The sequence below is a fragment of the Salipaludibacillus neizhouensis genome (genome assembly GCF_002886185.1).
GTDB classification, from domain to species: Bacteria; Bacillota; Bacilli; order Bacillales; family Salisediminibacteriaceae; genus Salipaludibacillus; species Salipaludibacillus neizhouensis.
The window spans coordinates 281,007-297,153 of sequence record NZ_KZ614148.1; the positions used below are offsets into that span (position 1 = coordinate 281,007).

Sequence of the window (16,147 nt, forward strand, 5' to 3'; positions counted from 1 at the left end):
TCTGACCAGGCATAAATGCATGCAAAAGGAGAGGATACAGTTGAATGAACTAGAAAACGAAGAACTGATATATGTCTATGCTTTTTTACCGGCACAAGAAGCATCATCGGAAAAGATTACTGGAATAAAGGGAATCGATCCTAACAACGAAGTGAAATTTCATACAAGGACAGAACTGACAGCGGTCATCTGCAAGGTCCCTGCAACAGACTTTGCTGAGGAAAATTTCAAGCAAAATGTGGAAAATATAAAATGGTTGCAGCAGCGAGCATCTCATCATCATGAATTAATGAACACTCTCCACGATAAATTCACCATTTTACCCTTGAAGTTTGGAACGATTTACGAAAATGAGGAACGGCTAGAACAAATGATGTCGGAGTATTACGAACAAATGAAAACCATTCTTGAAGAGGTTCAAGATAAAGAAGAATGGAATCTTAAAATTTACTCGGATCCTCAAGTTTTTTCGAAAAAAGTTTTGGAAGAGAATCGTGAGATCGAAGCAAAAAAAAAGGAAATCTCTGAGCTTTCCAAAGGGAAGCAGTTTTTTGCTCGTAAAAAGTTAGATCAGTTTATTACTGATCAGATTAAGGCAGAGACTGAGAAAAAGTGCAAGGAAGTACATGATAAAATTCTTAAATTCAGCCAGAATGCGGAAGTCAAGAAGAACTGGGAGCAAAAAGTAACAGGCAGAGACGATGAAATGTCTTGGAATTGTGTGTATTTGATGGAGACTGGGGAAAATGTCGAAGCATTTACTCGTCTTGTGGAAGAATACCAAAAGCATTCAGTGGAAGAGAATGAGGGCTTACTTTTTGAATCTACTGGACCATGGCCTGCTTACCACTTCGCAAATTTCAAGTGTCTTACGAATAGTGTTAAAAGCTAACTTAAATATATGGCGAGTTGGGAGTGGAATAGATGCAAACTGAATCATTAAAAAATAAAGATGTTTCCTTGCTGGATATCCTTGATGCTGTGTTAGAGAAGGGTGTAGTGCTGCGAGGAGACATTACCATTTCCATCGCTGATATTGACCTTGTTTATCTTGATTTGCGCATTCTGTTGTCTTCGGTTGAAACGTTGATGGAGGCAAGAAAGAAACCAGGTGTCATGGAAATGGAACAAAAAATAAAAGAGGCAGAAAGGGGAGTAGCCGGATATGGAACCGAAACAGACACTGTTAGTGAGTAACAATAATGAAGAACATAAGCCAACAGGAAAAATTGCTTTGGACCCTGAAAAAGCAGAAGAAGGACTTGCTCAACTTGTTATGACGGTAATTGAACTTCTTCGTCAATTAGTAGAGCGTCAGGCAATGCGCCGAGTGGAAGGGGGCACCCTAAGCGATGAAGAGGAAGAAAAATTAGGAGTAGCATTAATGAATCTTGAAGAAAAAATGGAAGAGTTGAAGGAAGTATTTGGCCTGGATGATGATGACCTAAACATAGATCTTGGACCACTAGGAAACTTGTTGTAAAAGGCTAGAGTTTCGCTTGAGAAACGGATATAAAGGGGAGAAAAAAATGGATAATCAATCTATTAAACAATCGACAGCATCAAACGGTCTCGTAGATATTCTCGAAACTGTATTAGATAAAGGTGTTGTCATTGCAGGAGATATACAAGTAAATATAGCAGATGTAGAATTGTTAACGATAAAAATTCGTTTAATGGTAGCTTCTGTTGATAAAGCAAAAGAAATCGGCATGGACTGGTGGGAAACGGATCCTCATTATTCATCAAAAGGACTTAGAATTCAGGAAATTCAAGAAGAAAATGAAGAACTTCACAACCGTATCAAGCAACTGGAAGAAAACTCGGCAAATCCGAATAATAATGAATCTTCGACATAGATTAAGAGATGCCGGTTACTTGCTTATAAAAAGAAGATCAGATAGCTTAAAGAAAAAGCAGGTGATTTGTTTGAATAAGAAAGATATTTTAAAAGATATGAAACAGCTGATCAATGATTTTGGCAATCAAGACCATACAACCGTAGGAAGAACAGAAGAAAAAAAGACGGAATCTGGTACTTCTTTAAAAACAGAATATGTTCTTAGAGGTAAAGTTGGTATCATTCAGAAAAAGCCAGAGTAATATTATCTTAAATATATATAATATACACAGTTAGCTATGCGATAACTGTGTATTTATTGGAGAGGGTGTCTCATAACGGCTAATAGCCTTATGAAGACATCCTCTTTTGAGAAACGATGTTTTTTCCCAGTCTAAGAAAGCGGAGGTAATAACTAGGTATTATTCAGTATCCCCTATTTATTATTAAAGACAACTTTATCTCCATTACTATAACTTTTCTCATCAATAAGATAAGCTTCGAGCACATAGCGTTCAGGAGCATTTCCAATGAATTGGAATGGATAGCAGGTTGTGACAGTTAATTTGGCTTTGCCGCTTGGAACAATCACTGTTCGATCATCAGCATCGACAATTCGAACATTAAAAACCCGATAAGTATATTCTCCACTTTTCGTTTTGACCACGAGGATGTCTTTCTCTCCGACTTCACCGAGCTTTCGGAAAACTGTATCACGGTGACCTGATAAAACAGAATTATCTTTATACCCCGGAAGGACACTATCAGCATAATGACCAACGCCTTTTTCGAGTTCGTCTTCATCGGTCCCATGGTATATTGGTAAACTCGCTGTAATCGCGGGGATTTCTAATACACCCATTAGTTCTCCAATTTCAGGTACCCAGTTCTCTTCCGTTAAAATAGGTTCAGAATCAGTGATACTCGATTCAACCTCTGATTCGGATAGATCTGATTCCAATAGAATTGGATTTTCTGATTCAGTTTTCGCCACCGGGATAAGTTTGTCTTCTTGCAGAGATCCAATTCGAGACCTGGGAGCCGCTGAAGCTTTAAGCTCTTGTGATTGCTGAATTTCAAAAATGAGCATAGCTTTGCCAAACTTAAATGCATTTGTAGAAGTAAACCACAATCCACCTACTAGTAAACTAGTAGCTAAGATCATTAGAAAGATTCGTTTCCACGATCGTTTTTTAACTTGACCTTGATAGTCTGACATATTAAAAGGCTCTTACTTTACGCAGCATTAGGGCACCGCCAAGAGCTACGAGTATGCCGAATAACATATAAGACGGATAAGATGTAGCGGTATTAGGAAGTTTTCCGCCATTTACCGTACGAAGGGTTTCAGATTTTTCTTTGGAGGCCTCTTCAGACTCTTTTTTATCAACGACTTCTTTGCTTATGCCTTCCAAATCAACACTTACTTCATCAACCAGTTGACTATTTACCATGTCAGCAGTAATAATGAAATCTGCTAGTTTAGTTCCGTCAAAATCATAGAGAACAATCAGTAAGTCATAGCCATCAAGTGATGTTAATGTAAATAAGTCAGAATAGGTTATTGGCTTCTGTTCACCGGCCTTTGTAAGGAAGTACTCCGCTTTAATTTCAAGAGCACTTAACATATCTTGACCAATACTGAACATTTCAGCTATTTGTTCCGCTGTCAATTCCGTTGCTGTATCAAAATCCTCAAAGGCAAGAAGACGCTCATAGATCTTTTCAAGTTGATTGATCACATTAGGGTTTTTTTCGAAAACATAGTCTAAGTGGTCGGATAGTGCCCAAAGCTCACTTTCCGAAAGACCGAATTCTTCAAAAAATTCAGTAGGATCAAAGTCGTCTTCCCAATCTTCTTCCATCCAATCCTCTTCTTCATAGGTTAGATCATAGAGATAGATAGATAGGTCGTCGTAGAACTTAAAATCGGCCAGCGTTTTACCATTTTCTTGGAGAAGGGTTTCTAAAGTCTCCGGAGTAAGATCAAATTCATAATAAATGTAATCAAGGGAATCTTCATTTACCAAATCTCCAATAAAATCTTTTAGTTCTTTCATAGTTTCAAAATCATTTATACTAGTATCCCATTCTTCTGATAGATAGCTCTCTAACTCTTCTTTTGTCCACTCAATCTCTGTCAGATAAACCTCCAATTTATCATCAGAAATTTCAGCAAAACCGGCTGATGGAAATATGGTTAATAGTAATGCCATGATAGTAAATAAGACGATAACTTTCTTCATGTGTTCCTCCCATAATATGTATTTTATATGTTGATAAAAAGATTATATACGATATCTCGGAAATATTCTATTAATTTTTTGTATATTTTCAGGGATTATTCTAGTTCGTTTTAACAAGGAAATAAATATGTCCAGATACTCAGAAAATGCCGAAAAATATTTGTTTTCATATGTAATACAACCATTGATAATAAACCTAGAAACCAAACTTTCTAATGGTAGATAAAAAAAGGTTTAATAGTATAAAGTTCTGGATATTGAGGATAGTAAGATTATATTAGGAGGGATACTTGATGCCGCATGAACAATACCAAACAGTTATTAAAACACTGCATGAGTGTATGGAAGCTTGTAATCACTGCTATGATGCCTGCTTAAAAGAGGATGATATTCAGATGATGTCTGATTGTATTCGCCTTGATAGAGAGTGCGCGGATATTTGCGGATATTTTGAACAAGCATTAGGAAGAGGGACTCCATTTGTCTCTGTATTAGCCGGGGTTTGTGCACAAATTTGTGAAGCCTGCGGTAATGAATGCAAAAAGCATGACCATGATCATTGTCAGAAATGTGCTAAAGCATGTTTTGAATGTGCAGAAGAATGCAGAAAGCTAGCAGCATAAGACCATAAAAAACAAGAGCTAGAAGGCATTGGAAACATTGCGTTTCACGTTTCCAATGCCTTCTTTATGTGTATGATGAATTAAAGTTCATATATATTTGTTACTTCTGCGCCTAGTCTTTCCCCAAAAGATCGTGAAGCAGTGCGTACATCGGCTCTTACCTGATTGTGACAAGATTCCTCGTAATGGATCGTCAATTGAAGGGTTTTCTCTTGACGATTTAATATTGGATCTGCTCTCCCAACTAATTTGTCTCCTACCAAGATAGGTAAGCTGTAAGGTCCATACTTTCTTTTTACAGCAGGGGTGTAGATTTCCCACCTGTACGTAAAATCAAATAAATCCTCTATTCTTTCTCTTCTCCATAAAAGGTTATCCAGTGGCGGAAGAAAAGAAACGTGTGAAGATAATGTCTGGCTTGTATTATTTTCTATCTTTAGAAGAGCCTCTTCATCGTTTGCTAAAATAAAATACGGTCTTTTTACCCCCTCGACAGAAATAGGAAGGAGGGTATCATTCTCGACCAAAGACTCTATTTTTTCTCTGCGTACTGCCGCCTTCATTTTTTGCCAACCAAACCGAGGATCGGTACCTTCAATGAAGCGATAAGCACGCAGGTATTTATGTACTAAACGTTCGTTTAATACACGGATTGGTGTTTCTTGGGCTTCTTGCAAGATCGTTTCTGGAATCGTATCTTTAGTCAAAGCAAAAAAACGCTCTGCTCCTTTACGCCGAGAAACTTGAATCTCACCTGCGTGAAACAGCATCCCTAAAACGTGAGTTGTTTCCTTTGTAGTAGCCTTCTCGGGATGGTCCCATCCACCAACAACTTTGGAGGTGGACTTAAAAGCTTTTGAAGGTAGAGGGCCATTGTTGTGCAATTGGTTTAAGATGGTATCGATGGTCTCTTTAGAGTGATGTCGCTCATTCTGCCAGCTTTCTTGGAAATGCTGTCTTCGTGATTCGAAAAGTGGGTAGTCTTTCATTGGAATGATACAAGCAGCATTGGCAATATATTCGAAAGCTTGCTTATTTTCCAAATGACTTTCGAGTTCTTGAGGCTGATAATCAGATAATCGATTCATTAAAACAAGGTGATGATTTCTTTCGACGATAGCAACAGGATCCAGCTGTATACATTCTAGTTGATTGAACACTTGGTTAAAATCATGAGTTTCCGCGCTATTTAAGTAGTGTTTTTGAAGAAGGAATTGACGTGCCGTTCGCTTACTTACATTCAATCCTTTTTTCATATATGACATCCTTTCTAAAGCATTCTCGACTTTGGAAAACTGATATACTGATTATAACTTTAATATACTTTATTTCGAAATTTAAAGGAGAGAATACCATGGATAAAACTCAAAAAATCAAAACGTTTCTCATGTTTTCGGGTCAAGCGGAGGAGGCAATGAATTTCTATACATCACTTTTCAATGACTCGGAAATAACGAATATTATTCATTATCGCGCTGGTGAAGCGGGGGAAGAAGGGACGGTATTACAGGCTACTTTTACATTGAATGGGCATGAGTACATGTGTATCGACAGTAACGTGGAGCATGCATTTACTTTTACCCCTGCTATTTCTCTCTTTGTGACCTGTGAAACAGAAGAAGAAATTAACAAAACCTTTGAGAAGTTATCGCAGGATGGCGCCATTCTCATGCCCCTTAATGAGTATCCATTTAGCAAAAGATATGGATGGGTGCAAGACAGGTTTGGCATTTCATGGCAACTAAGTTTATAAACCCGTAATGGAAAAAGTAGAAACAAATCAACAAATTTAAGCGTACTGAAAAGTGGATCCTTCCTTTTCAGTACGCTTTTTTTACAGGTGAGAAGGTTAGAATCATGTTTTCTTAAGAGCGAATGACAAAGCGTTATTCAGAAGCTCCTAATTAAGAAGTAAAACGGATAGTTGAAGTAATGATGAATGAGTACTCTCATAAAAAAGAAAGAACTTGCACAAACTAACCTTAAAATATGGTGATTAGGTTTCTTAAAGGTTGATCAACTATAAAAAGTAGGTGAAAAAAGTGAAATCATCTCTTATTTCGATTATCATTCCCTCTTTTAATGAAGAAAGCAATATTGAAATGATTTACAAAGCGTTAAGTAAGGAATTTCATGACCTTAATTATGATTATGAAATTTTTTTCGTTAATGATGGAAGTACAGACTCTACATTAAACGAGATTAAGAAGATCGTGTTAACTAGTTCAAAAGTAAAGTACGTTTCATTTACGAGGAATTTCGGGAAAGAAGTAGCTATTTTAGCCGGTTTTCAACATGTCAAAGGGGATGCCGTGATTGTGATGGACGCAGATCTTCAGCATCCTTGTACTTTAATAAAAGATTTCATTGCTGGTTTTGAAGAAGGATATCACCAAGTCATTGCCAAACGTAATCGAAAAGGAGATGGATGGATACGTTCATGTTTTTCCTCTCTTTACTACTGTATCGTTAATAAAATAGTCGATGTGGAATTGAAAGATGGTATTGGTGACTTCAGGTTGTTAAGCAGAAAAGCAGTGGATGCCCTATTAATGTTAAATGAAGGCAATCGTTTTTCAAAAGGCTTGTTTTCCTGGATTGGACTAGATCAGAAAATCATTTATTATGACAACGTTGCTCGGCAAAACGGGAAGACAAAGTGGTCATTTCCAAAACTACTGAATTATGGTATTGATGGAGTTATTTCTTTTAATAACAGACCACTTCGCATTTGTTTTTACACAGGAATTTTCACCTTAATATTGTCATTCATTTTTATTTTTACTGAGTTATCGCTTATTTTACGAAATGGGATCACTCAACCAGGTTACTTTACAACGATTTCTGCATTTCTTTTTTTCGGAGGCGTTCAATTATTTTGCCTAGGTGTAATTGGTGAGTATATCGGCAGAATCTACTATGAAACAAAGAAGAGACCGCATTATCTAATACAGGAGACAAATATTAACGATGGAAAAAGTGATGAAGCAAACCAACCGAGAATTTATAAGATTTATCGTGGTGGGAGTCATTAACACGTTTCATTATTATGTGAGTTATTTACTTTTGCATGGAATTTTTGGAATCAATTATATGTTCGCGCATATCGCGGGTTTTTTAATCAGTTTAGTTATTTCATTCTACTTAAACTCCTTGTTTACATTTAAAGTGAAGCCGACATTGGTTAAATTTTTGCAGTTTCCCGTTACACAGCTTTTAAATATCACCGTCTCTTCTCTCTGTGTGTACATCTTTATCGAGCAGTTCCAGATGGAAAGTAGAACGGCACCAATCTTGTCTATTTTCATAACAATTCCACTCACTTTTATCGTCACAGGAAAAATTTTAAAGAAGTAACGGAGAGTTAACATGGATAAAAAGCGGAAACTTATTGGACTTCTTGTCTCTTGTTTTGTTGTTGCTAGTCTGGCCCACTTATTTTTTTTAAGAGAGTGGACTCAGGAACAATACATGGTGGGGCCAAATGATGGGTTGCAGCAAATGGTAACATTTAAAAAACTGCTTTACGAACAATATACAAGCGGTAACTTTTTCTATTCCTATCAATTTGGATTAGGCGGAGGAACATACAGTCAGTTAGCCTTTTACTTTTCGACTTCGGTTGTATTTATTATCACTACGGCTATCGTATTCCTTCTTGAATCGTTACATATGGTGGAGACACCTGATATTATTTTTTGGGCAAAGGCAACAGTTTTTATAAGTCTAGGTCGTTTAACAGGGATCCTATTTATAACAACACTTGTGTTTCACTATATGAAGAATAATTGGTTAGCATCTTTTATTGGTGCATGTGCTTATGGATTAACGGTCATCTATTTTCGACATGTAACCTATTGGGAGTTCTTTGCGGATGCAATGATCTGGGTCCCGCTGCTAGTATTAGGCGTAGAAAAAATCATTCGTGAAGCGCGTCCAAGTTGGTTTATTTTTGCTGTGGCACTGACGCTTTTTAATAATTTTTACTTCGCGTATGTAAACTTGATTTTTATTGTCATTTATATCGTCTTTCGATTGGTTTTTGGAATGGGACAAAATGAAAAAAGCAGATGGGAATTATTTTTGTTTAGTGGTGTGATCGGGGCAGGGATTAGTGCAGTTGCCTTTGTACCAGCTGTATATAGTTATTTAAATAATTACAGGCCGCCCTATAGGTTTCCGATTGAAATGATCAAGGTTTCAGATAACATATTGTTTGCCAGTTCGATTATCATCCTTCCCACCGTATTTTTACTATTTCTTTTCACATACACTTTTTATAAAAATCAGGCTTTTCGCGTATTTGCTTTTATAAGCATTGTGTTTATACTGTTTCATTTCAGCCCACTTGTCGCAAGTGCTTTTAACGGATTTTCTGCACCTCAGTATCGATGGGAGTATTTACTTTCCTTTGTAGTTGGCGGTGTGGTGGCTTCAGGTCTTCAGAACTTGAGTAAGGTAAGTATAAAGGAAATGATCATAGCGAGTGTGTTAATGATTACCACCTATCTCGTCTTTTATAATAGGGAAGATTCCTTGTTAATTTCTCCTTGGATAAGTATCGGGACGATTTCTTTAGTAAGTATAACAATGGTATTGGTCATTAGTTTCACATGGATTCCAACTAAAAAGTGGAAGTATTTGTTGTATGTCATTGTTTTGGTAAATGCTTTAGTTGTGGCTAATATATCTCAATATGTTATTTTTGAAGCTGGTGGAGTAAATGAAGTATCTAAAAGTCATTTACTCAGTGACAAATATAACGGGAAAGAGCAACGAGAATTATTGCGGAAGCTTAAAAACAGAGAATCTGATTCTTTATCGCGGATAGATTGGAAGGTTGATTTATTAAATAATACGCCTATTGTGCAAGACTTTAATGGGATGAGTGTCTATTCAAGTATTATAAATAAAAATCTGCTCTTTTTTTATTTATACGATTTAAATATCGATATGGGACGGGAAAGTGTAAGCCGCTATGCAACACTTGGAAGTCGTGCGAATTTATATAGTCTGTTTCAAGGGAAGTACATGATTCGAAACAAGGATAATACGGCTAATATTCCGTATGGATTCAAGGAAATACTTAGGTCAGAAAACTATGTAGCCTATGAAAACAGCTATGTTTTACCATTTGCAACCACAAAAAAGCAGGTTTACGCTATGGATGATATGGAACATGCCACGGTCCTTGAAAAAGAACATGCAATGCTAGAGGGGGTCATTGTCGAAAACGTTGATATCGCTAATGCTGTCAAACTAGAAGAGATACCTAATATAATTAAAGAGGCATCTGTTGAAACAGTGGACGCAACATTTAAGAACAATCTGCTATCTGTTAAAGAGAAAACGGGAGGGATTGATCTCGTCATTGATCCCCTTGATAGCGATACGAAGGATTACTATGTCAGCTTTCACCTCGAGAGTTTAGCTGGACGTCAAGGATTTGCGCTGAAAGTGAATGATTATCGAACGACACGTAAACATAATCAATCCATTTACAAAACCTATGTCGATGATTTAACCATTCGAGTGGCAAAAGCAGAGAGAGTTTCGATTCGTGTCCCAAAAGGAGAATACATCCTAAAGGATATTGAGTTATATCAAGAAAATTACCATTCCCTAGAAACAGCACACCGAAATGCTTCTGCAATAGAGCCGGTGAATTGGGTTGGTAATAAACTGACGGTCACCTATGACAACGAGGGAAATGATCGTTATATGGTCTTACCGATTCCCTTTGAAAGAGGTTGGGAGCTCCACATAAACAACAAAAAGCAGGCTGTAGAAAAGGTGAACTTCACATTTTTAGGATTTCCGATTAAAGAGGGCATGAATCAAATCAAACTAGTGTATTATCCACCGTTTTTCAAAGTTTCTTTCGTGGTAACAATTCTTAGCGGGGGATTGGCTTTTATAGTGATAAGGGGTAAAAAAAATAATGCTCCGGCTAAGTTAAAATAAAGGGCTTAAGATTATAAAAAATCCATTCCCCTCCGATCAAGGGCAATGGATTTTGCTTTAAGAGATAAGTTGACAGCTACCTTCTCGCCGCAAGTATCAAGGGAAACTCATCTCCTTTCGAGTAGCACCTACACGCACTACGTAGGTGCTACTCGGGGGCGGCGGAAGCTGACGCTGTAATTAATAAAAGACGCTTTACGTTTTTCTTAGATTACCTTTTTGCAAGTTCAATAACAGCCTTGACTGCCTCAATCGATTGAAATGAAAAAACACTTAGAGCTGAAAATGATAAAAAACCAACAACTATTATGCGAAATAACATCATGGATATCTCCCCTTTACGTGTATTTGATTTCTGCAAATAACGAAAGGGAAACGCGAATGTAATCAACTCCAAAATAAACAGGGGTGAATAAAACTCTGTTTCTTCTAAAATACCAGTCTGGATACTCATGAATCGCTAAAACTAATTTAGTAGAGAGCAAGGCCAAGGTTAAAGCTAATAAAACGGTAATAAATAATTTATCCAATTCAACAAGAAAGGAAGTATCGTGTATTATTTCATAAGATTGAATAGAATCGAAAATATTCGTGGGCTGAATTTCATCTAAACTGTATGTGTTATGAAGGAGGATCGCTGCAAGTGTTAAATGTATCAATGACACTATTAATTTAGGACTAGCCATGTAGCAACCCTCCAGTGAGTATCCTTGATTATATACTCATTAACACTATTTGCATATGGGCAAACACAAAAAATAGTGTTAAGTTTTCTGACCTCATGAATGGTTGTTTTGAAGAATGACCTTTCGCTTTCTGTGGATTATCCGCATGCCTTCTAGGAAACAGCCTTTATATATATGTTAGGATGAAAGAAAACAATATGTTTTAACTCTTTGAAATACGCTTAAAAATGTAAAGAATATGGATAATGATCTGTTTAGTAACATGGAATAGAGGGAATAAATCTACTGAAATACAGCGAGATATATAAGTTTTTTATTCTTATAGGAGGTACATCATGCAAGCACGTCAATCGATGCTATTAACACAGGAAGACATAGATGGAAACCAAGAACATCCTAATTGGTTTCATAATGAATATGAAACATTTAGGCAAACTGTTATGAGAAAAGACTTCCCCTGTTACTTTGGGCAAACTGGGGAGAGGAAAGGGGAGCTTCGCTATTCCTACATTAGCCAGGACGACTGGTCAACACTTCCAGAAACGTTAAGTGACTTTTTAAATTTATTTAATAAACCTAAGCTGACTCGTCATGGATTATTTGTTTTTGTGGAACCTGAGAAGGAAGAAAAGAGCATTGACTATTATCGGGAATATTTTTGGGAAATCCTCCAATACCTTCATAGAAAAGATGGCTCTGAATGGCCAAGTGATCAACCGAAGGACCCAGAGCATTACCTTTGGGATTTTCATTTTAAGCAGGAGCCCATTTTTGTTTTTGGAAATGCACCGGCTTATAAACAAAGAAAAACGAGGGATCTCGGTAACAGTCTTGTACTCGGTTTTCAGCCTAGGCGAATATTCAAAGGGTTGGAAGGAACGGAGAAAGGTGGGGTAATGTCCAGAGAAAAGGTAAGAGAACGTGTAGAAGTTTGGGACAACCTACCCAAACATCCGGACATTAGCCATTACGGGGACCCATCGCATAACGAGTGGAAGCAATTTTTTATCGGTGATGATGCAGAACCGATAAAAGGTAAATGCCCCTTTCATGTGGAGAAGTAGTTTGAACGTTACCCTTGAAGTAAAGATTCACCACCATCAATATAGAGCTCTGTTCCAGTAATGTGGCTTGCTTTTTGAGAGGTTAGAAATTCAACTGCATCAGCAATTTGTGAAGGGTCAGCAGAACCTTTCATTAAGGGCTGATTGCCTCTTGGAAAGTGAGGCTGCATACTAATATTTTGGACTTCCGGAGATTTGCTCATGTTCTCGCTCATGTTCGTTGCTACCCCTCCAGGACAGACAGCGTTTACACGAATGCCATATTGACCTAACTCTAAAGCTGCCATTTTCATAAAAGTAGCTTGCGCTGCCTTTGCTGTGCTGTAGCAACTAAAGCCAGCTTGGGAATAAACTCTGTTTCCACTGATAGAACTAGTAATAACAATACTGCCTCCTTGTTTTTTCAATAAAGGGATGGCATATTTAACGGTGGCAAAAGTGCCTGTAAGGTCAATATCAATTGTTTTCTTCCAATCCTTGATGTCCATCGTTTCGATAGGAGCCATGACGCCTCCAATACCCGCATTGGCAAAAACGATATCAAGTCTTCCCCAGCTATTGTTTATTTCTTTCATTCCTTTCTCAATTTGAGATGGCTCTGAAATGTCACACTCTAAGGTCATTATCTGATCTTCACTGGCAGATAAGTGTATATTTACTTCGTTCAACCTCGTTTTATTTTTATCCATAATGCATACCTTTGCACCTAACTCCGAGAATCTTTTGGCTGAAGCCAATCCCATTCCTGAGGCACCTCCTGTTATGAGTACAACTTTGTCTGTAAATTCATTGAGAGTCATTAGTATAAGCTCCTTTTGATCGTTGTATTTTTTAGTGGTAAATTGAGAATTCTTTCGCCATAGCGGATTAGAGTAATGCCCCGTTCTATAAAAACATCTGTTTTAATAGACGCTATAAATAAATTATTTTGCCCATTTAACCTTACCTCATAATGTAACAGTTGCCCAGACTCCTTCCATGAATAAAACTAAGTTAATAAGACTTAGAAGCAGTTCTACTGTTTTTTAAAACAGGTAAGCGTTTATATAATTCTTGATCTTAGAGATTAGTTGTATGCTTTCGAACAGAGAGGCTCGAATCCGCTCTAGGCGGACGCCTTCCGCGGGCAATGCTTCAGTCTTCTCGGGAAAGTTCGTCCCTGCGGGGTCTTCCAGGTATAGTAAAGCTTATCTTCCATTATAATGTACTGGAATATCCAAAGGAAAAGATGATTAAGTAAATCGAGTATAATGCTGTATGATTGTTTTAGTCCGATAAATGGAAATTAAAAGTACAATAAAGTGATTGGATTATCCCCTTGAGAAGAAAGAATAGTCAAAAACACGAAACCTGAGTGTAATCTTGCACGTAAAAGAGAAGGTTAATCAATTTGAGATACTAAAAAACGAAAGAATCAAGACAATAGCAGCTCTAAAGGAACACGAAGTAGTGTGTAGACATAGAGCAGAACCTCCGATTTACAGAAATTTTACAGTTGCTATTAGAAGATAAAGAGGGAGTGGAGACAGTATGACGTTGGTGATAGAAAATGTGAAAAAAAGATTTGGCGACCAGATGGCAGTTGACGGTATTTCTGTTCAAGTTGAAAAAGGAGATATGTTTGGCATGCTTGGTTCGAATGGTGCAGGGAAAACAACAACATTTCGAATGATCCTTGGACTCATTGATCCTACAGAAGGCTTGGTCACATGGGAAGGGAAACCATTATCTTACAAACGAACAAATTTAATAGGGTATTTACCAGAGGAACGAGGGCTCTATCCGAAGCTTAGTGTGAAAGAACAAATTATTTATTTAATGAGATTAAAGGGAATGAAAAAGGCGGACATTATTAAGGATTTACGAGATTGGTTGGAACGGTTTCAAGTACCGGAGTATGAGAATAAAAAAATCGAGGAGCTTTCCAAGGGGAATCAACAAAAGATTCAATTTATTGCAGCAGTTTTACATAAGCCTGAATTACTCATATTAGATGAACCTTTTAGTGGATTAGATCCGGTAAACTCCGACATGCTTAAAAATGCAGTATTACGATTACAGGAGGAAGGAACAACCATTGTTTTTTCCAGTCATCAAATGGCTAATGTAGAAAAATTATGTGAAGATTTAATCATGTTGAAAAAAGGAAAAGCCGTGCTTCAGGGTAATTTACGTAATATTAAAAGATCTTATAATATGAAAAGAATTCATATAAGAGCGGATTACGAGTTGGACTTTTTAAAAAATCTTGATGGTATCCTTGATTTAGAAGTTACGAAAGACGGTGGAATTATCAAGGTGGAAAATGAACAAGTAGCAGAAACTATCTTTAAAAGAGTTGCCGATAAAGGTTTTGTTCGAAAGTTTGAAATAGAAGAACCATCTTTGCATGACATTTTTATTGATAAGGCAGGTGAAAACGACAATGAATAATTTTTGGACTACGGTCAGCCATACGGCAGGAAGAAGATTGAAATCAAAGACATTTATATGGTCCACAGTGATCGTCATGATATTAATCATTGGCCTTATAAATTTAAATACAATTTTAAATGGATTCGCTGATTCAGATGATAGTTTAGAGACTGTAGCTGTCATTGATGAGACAGAGGGAGAGGCATCCTTTGGAGAATTGCTTGATTCCTATGAAGAGGGGGCTTTCGAGTATATACATTATACAGACGGATCATTGGAAGACGCTGTAGAAGCTGCTGAGAATAAGGATTATGATTTTGTATTATCATTACAAGGTTCCACCACAACCCTTGAGGCTGAATTTTTAAGTGAAGGAAATGATTTTACGACGGCTCAACAAGTCAATCAAGATGTGCAACGTGTGAAAGAGGCAGTTGCAACAAATGAGCTAGATTTGAATGAAGAAGAGCTGGCATTAATTTACTCGCCAATAACCTTTAACGAACAATCGTTGACGGAAGGTGGAGATGTGCGAACGGAAGCGGAGCATATGCAGGCATACTGGATGGTGTATGCACTTGTGTTTGCTATCTATATCATTGTGTTAACTTTAGGTACAATGATCGCAACGGAAGTAGCTACGGAGAAATCATCCCGTGTTATGGAACTTATCGTTTCCAGCGTTAACCCAGTTACGCAAATGCTGGGGAAAATTACTGGTATTGCGCTTGTTGGTGTGGTCAATCTGGGTGGGTTGGCAATAGCTGCGTATATCGGGTTCATGATTAGTGGAGAAGAAAATTTCATACAAATGATTTTCAATGATGGTATTGAAGTTTCTTTGTTACTATACGCTTTATTATTCATCTTTTTAGGATATTTTGTGTACGGTGGCGTTGCTGCTATGTTAGGTGCTCTCGTGAGCAGGGCGGAAGAAGCTAATCAGGCCATTCAGCCGCTTATTATAGTAGCGATGATGGCTTTCTTCATCTCGTTAGTTGGTCTCAACACACCTGATTCAACATTTATTCAAGTGTTATCGTATGTACCATTTTTTACGCCTCAGCTTTTGTTCCTAAGAATTGGAATGGGAACTGTACCAGTTTGGGAAATAGCAGTAATCGTAAGTATACTCGCCATTAGTGCGGTTTTAATTAATGTATTGGCAGCTCGTGTGTACAGAGGGGGCGTTTTAATGTACGGGAAATTCTCATTGAAGAATGGACTTAAACAAGCCTTAACGATTTCGAAAAAAGAAAGCTGATAATGATAACTTTTCCTCGGGAAATCACTTCCCGGGGTATTTTTT

Annotated in this window: 18 protein-coding genes; 13 read left to right on the forward strand and 5 right to left on the reverse strand. The window is 37.3% G+C overall.

Features of this window, described 5'->3' with window-relative positions; translation table 11 throughout:
* The first annotated feature begins 40 nt into the window (after nucleotides 1-40).
* The 5 genes from CEF18_RS24295 to CEF18_RS24315 all read left to right on the forward strand — a co-directional run bounded on the left by CEF18_RS24295 (nucleotide 41) and on the right by CEF18_RS24315 (nucleotide 2,103).
* A complete protein-coding gene (locus CEF18_RS24295; RefSeq protein WP_183041125.1) occupies nucleotides 41-892 on the forward strand; it encodes a GvpL/GvpF family gas vesicle protein in 852 nt (283 codons plus the stop codon).
* A gap of 32 nt (nucleotides 893-924) precedes the next feature.
* Nucleotides 925-1,197 carry a gas vesicle protein gene (locus CEF18_RS24300; RefSeq protein WP_110939076.1) on the forward strand — a complete coding sequence of 91 codons (273 nt, stop codon included), beginning with the start codon at nucleotides 925-927 and terminating at the stop codon, nucleotides 1,195-1,197.
* Complete coding sequence (locus CEF18_RS24305) at nucleotides 1,166-1,483, forward strand: gas vesicle protein K (RefSeq protein ID WP_110939077.1); 318 nt, start codon at nucleotides 1,166-1,168, stop codon at nucleotides 1,481-1,483. The genes CEF18_RS24300 and CEF18_RS24305 overlap by 32 nt, the downstream gene beginning before the upstream one ends.
* Nucleotides 1,484-1,529: 46 nt before the next feature.
* On the forward strand, nucleotides 1,530-1,859 hold the full coding sequence (locus CEF18_RS24310; RefSeq protein WP_110939078.1) for a gas vesicle protein: 330 nt from the start codon (nucleotides 1,530-1,532) through the stop codon (nucleotides 1,857-1,859).
* Nucleotides 1,860-1,929: 70 nt separating this feature from the next.
* On the forward strand, nucleotides 1,930-2,103 hold the full coding sequence (locus tag CEF18_RS24315; RefSeq protein WP_183041126.1) for a hypothetical protein: 174 nt from the start codon (nucleotides 1,930-1,932) through the stop codon (nucleotides 2,101-2,103).
* A 173-nt stretch (nucleotides 2,104-2,276) separates the two neighbouring features.
* Here the strand turns inward: CEF18_RS24315 and CEF18_RS24320 are convergent, their stop codons facing one another.
* Together CEF18_RS24320 and CEF18_RS24325 are read right to left on the reverse strand one after the other, a co-directional pair.
* Nucleotides 2,277-3,059 carry a class D sortase gene (locus tag CEF18_RS24320; RefSeq protein ID WP_110939080.1) on the reverse strand — a complete coding sequence of 261 codons (783 nt, stop codon included), beginning with the start codon at nucleotides 3,057-3,059 and terminating at the stop codon, nucleotides 2,277-2,279.
* 1 nt (nucleotide 3,060) lies between these two features.
* Complete coding sequence (locus CEF18_RS24325) at nucleotides 3,061-4,086, reverse strand: processed acidic surface protein (RefSeq protein ID WP_110939081.1); 1,026 nt, start codon at nucleotides 4,084-4,086, stop codon at nucleotides 3,061-3,063.
* A gap of 293 nt (nucleotides 4,087-4,379) precedes the next feature.
* Between CEF18_RS24325 and CEF18_RS24330 the strand changes: the two genes are divergently transcribed.
* Nucleotides 4,380-4,709, forward strand: a complete 330-nt coding sequence (locus tag CEF18_RS24330; protein WP_110939082.1) for a four-helix bundle copper-binding protein — start codon at nucleotides 4,380-4,382, stop codon at nucleotides 4,707-4,709.
* Between the two features lie 80 nt (nucleotides 4,710-4,789).
* Here the strand turns inward: CEF18_RS24330 and CEF18_RS24335 are convergent, their stop codons facing one another.
* Nucleotides 4,790-5,965, reverse strand: a complete 1,176-nt coding sequence (locus CEF18_RS24335; protein ID WP_183041127.1) for a winged helix-turn-helix domain-containing protein — start codon at nucleotides 5,963-5,965, stop codon at nucleotides 4,790-4,792.
* Nucleotides 5,966-6,063: 98 nt separating this feature from the next.
* Here CEF18_RS24335 and CEF18_RS24340 point away from each other — a divergent pair, with 98 nt between their 5' ends.
* The 4 genes from CEF18_RS24340 (at nucleotide 6,064) to CEF18_RS24355 (ending at nucleotide 10,673) form a co-directional block, all read left to right on the forward strand.
* A complete protein-coding gene (locus CEF18_RS24340) occupies nucleotides 6,064-6,462 on the forward strand; it encodes a VOC family protein (RefSeq protein WP_110939084.1) in 399 nt (132 codons plus the stop codon).
* 289 nt (nucleotides 6,463-6,751) lie between these two features.
* Nucleotides 6,752-7,744, forward strand: coding sequence for a glycosyltransferase family 2 protein (locus CEF18_RS24345; RefSeq protein ID WP_110939085.1), 993 nt, complete (start codon nucleotides 6,752-6,754; stop codon nucleotides 7,742-7,744).
* Complete coding sequence (locus CEF18_RS24350) at nucleotides 7,680-8,066, forward strand: GtrA family protein (RefSeq protein ID WP_110939086.1); 387 nt, start codon at nucleotides 7,680-7,682, stop codon at nucleotides 8,064-8,066. Before CEF18_RS24345 ends, CEF18_RS24350 begins: the two co-directional genes overlap by 65 nt.
* 12 nt (nucleotides 8,067-8,078) lie before the next feature.
* Nucleotides 8,079-10,673, forward strand: coding sequence for a YfhO family protein (locus CEF18_RS24355; RefSeq protein WP_110939087.1), 2,595 nt, complete (start codon nucleotides 8,079-8,081; stop codon nucleotides 10,671-10,673).
* A 338-nt stretch (nucleotides 10,674-11,011) separates the two neighbouring features.
* Here CEF18_RS24355 and CEF18_RS24360 read toward each other — a convergent pair whose 3' ends face one another.
* Nucleotides 11,012-11,359: a hypothetical protein gene (locus CEF18_RS24360; RefSeq protein ID WP_110939088.1), complete on the reverse strand. Its 348-nt coding sequence runs from the start codon at nucleotides 11,357-11,359 to the stop codon at nucleotides 11,012-11,014.
* 335 nt (nucleotides 11,360-11,694) lie between these two features.
* Here CEF18_RS24360 and CEF18_RS24365 point away from each other — a divergent pair, with 335 nt between their 5' ends.
* A complete protein-coding gene (locus CEF18_RS24365; protein WP_110939089.1) occupies nucleotides 11,695-12,423 on the forward strand; it encodes a YqcI/YcgG family protein in 729 nt (242 codons plus the stop codon).
* Between the two features lie 8 nt (nucleotides 12,424-12,431).
* Here the strand turns inward: CEF18_RS24365 and CEF18_RS24370 are convergent, their stop codons facing one another.
* Nucleotides 12,432-13,223, reverse strand: a complete 792-nt coding sequence (locus CEF18_RS24370; protein WP_110939090.1) for an SDR family NAD(P)-dependent oxidoreductase — start codon at nucleotides 13,221-13,223, stop codon at nucleotides 12,432-12,434.
* 730 nt (nucleotides 13,224-13,953) lie between these two features.
* Here CEF18_RS24370 and CEF18_RS24375 point away from each other — a divergent pair.
* On the forward strand, nucleotides 13,954-14,856 hold the full coding sequence (locus CEF18_RS24375) for an ABC transporter ATP-binding protein (RefSeq protein ID WP_110939091.1): 903 nt from the start codon (nucleotides 13,954-13,956) through the stop codon (nucleotides 14,854-14,856).
* On the forward strand, nucleotides 14,849-16,102 hold the full coding sequence (locus CEF18_RS24380) for an ABC transporter permease (RefSeq protein ID WP_110939092.1): 1,254 nt from the start codon (nucleotides 14,849-14,851) through the stop codon (nucleotides 16,100-16,102). Before CEF18_RS24375 ends, CEF18_RS24380 begins: the two co-directional genes overlap by 8 nt.
* The last annotated feature ends 45 nt before the right edge of the window (nucleotides 16,103-16,147 follow it).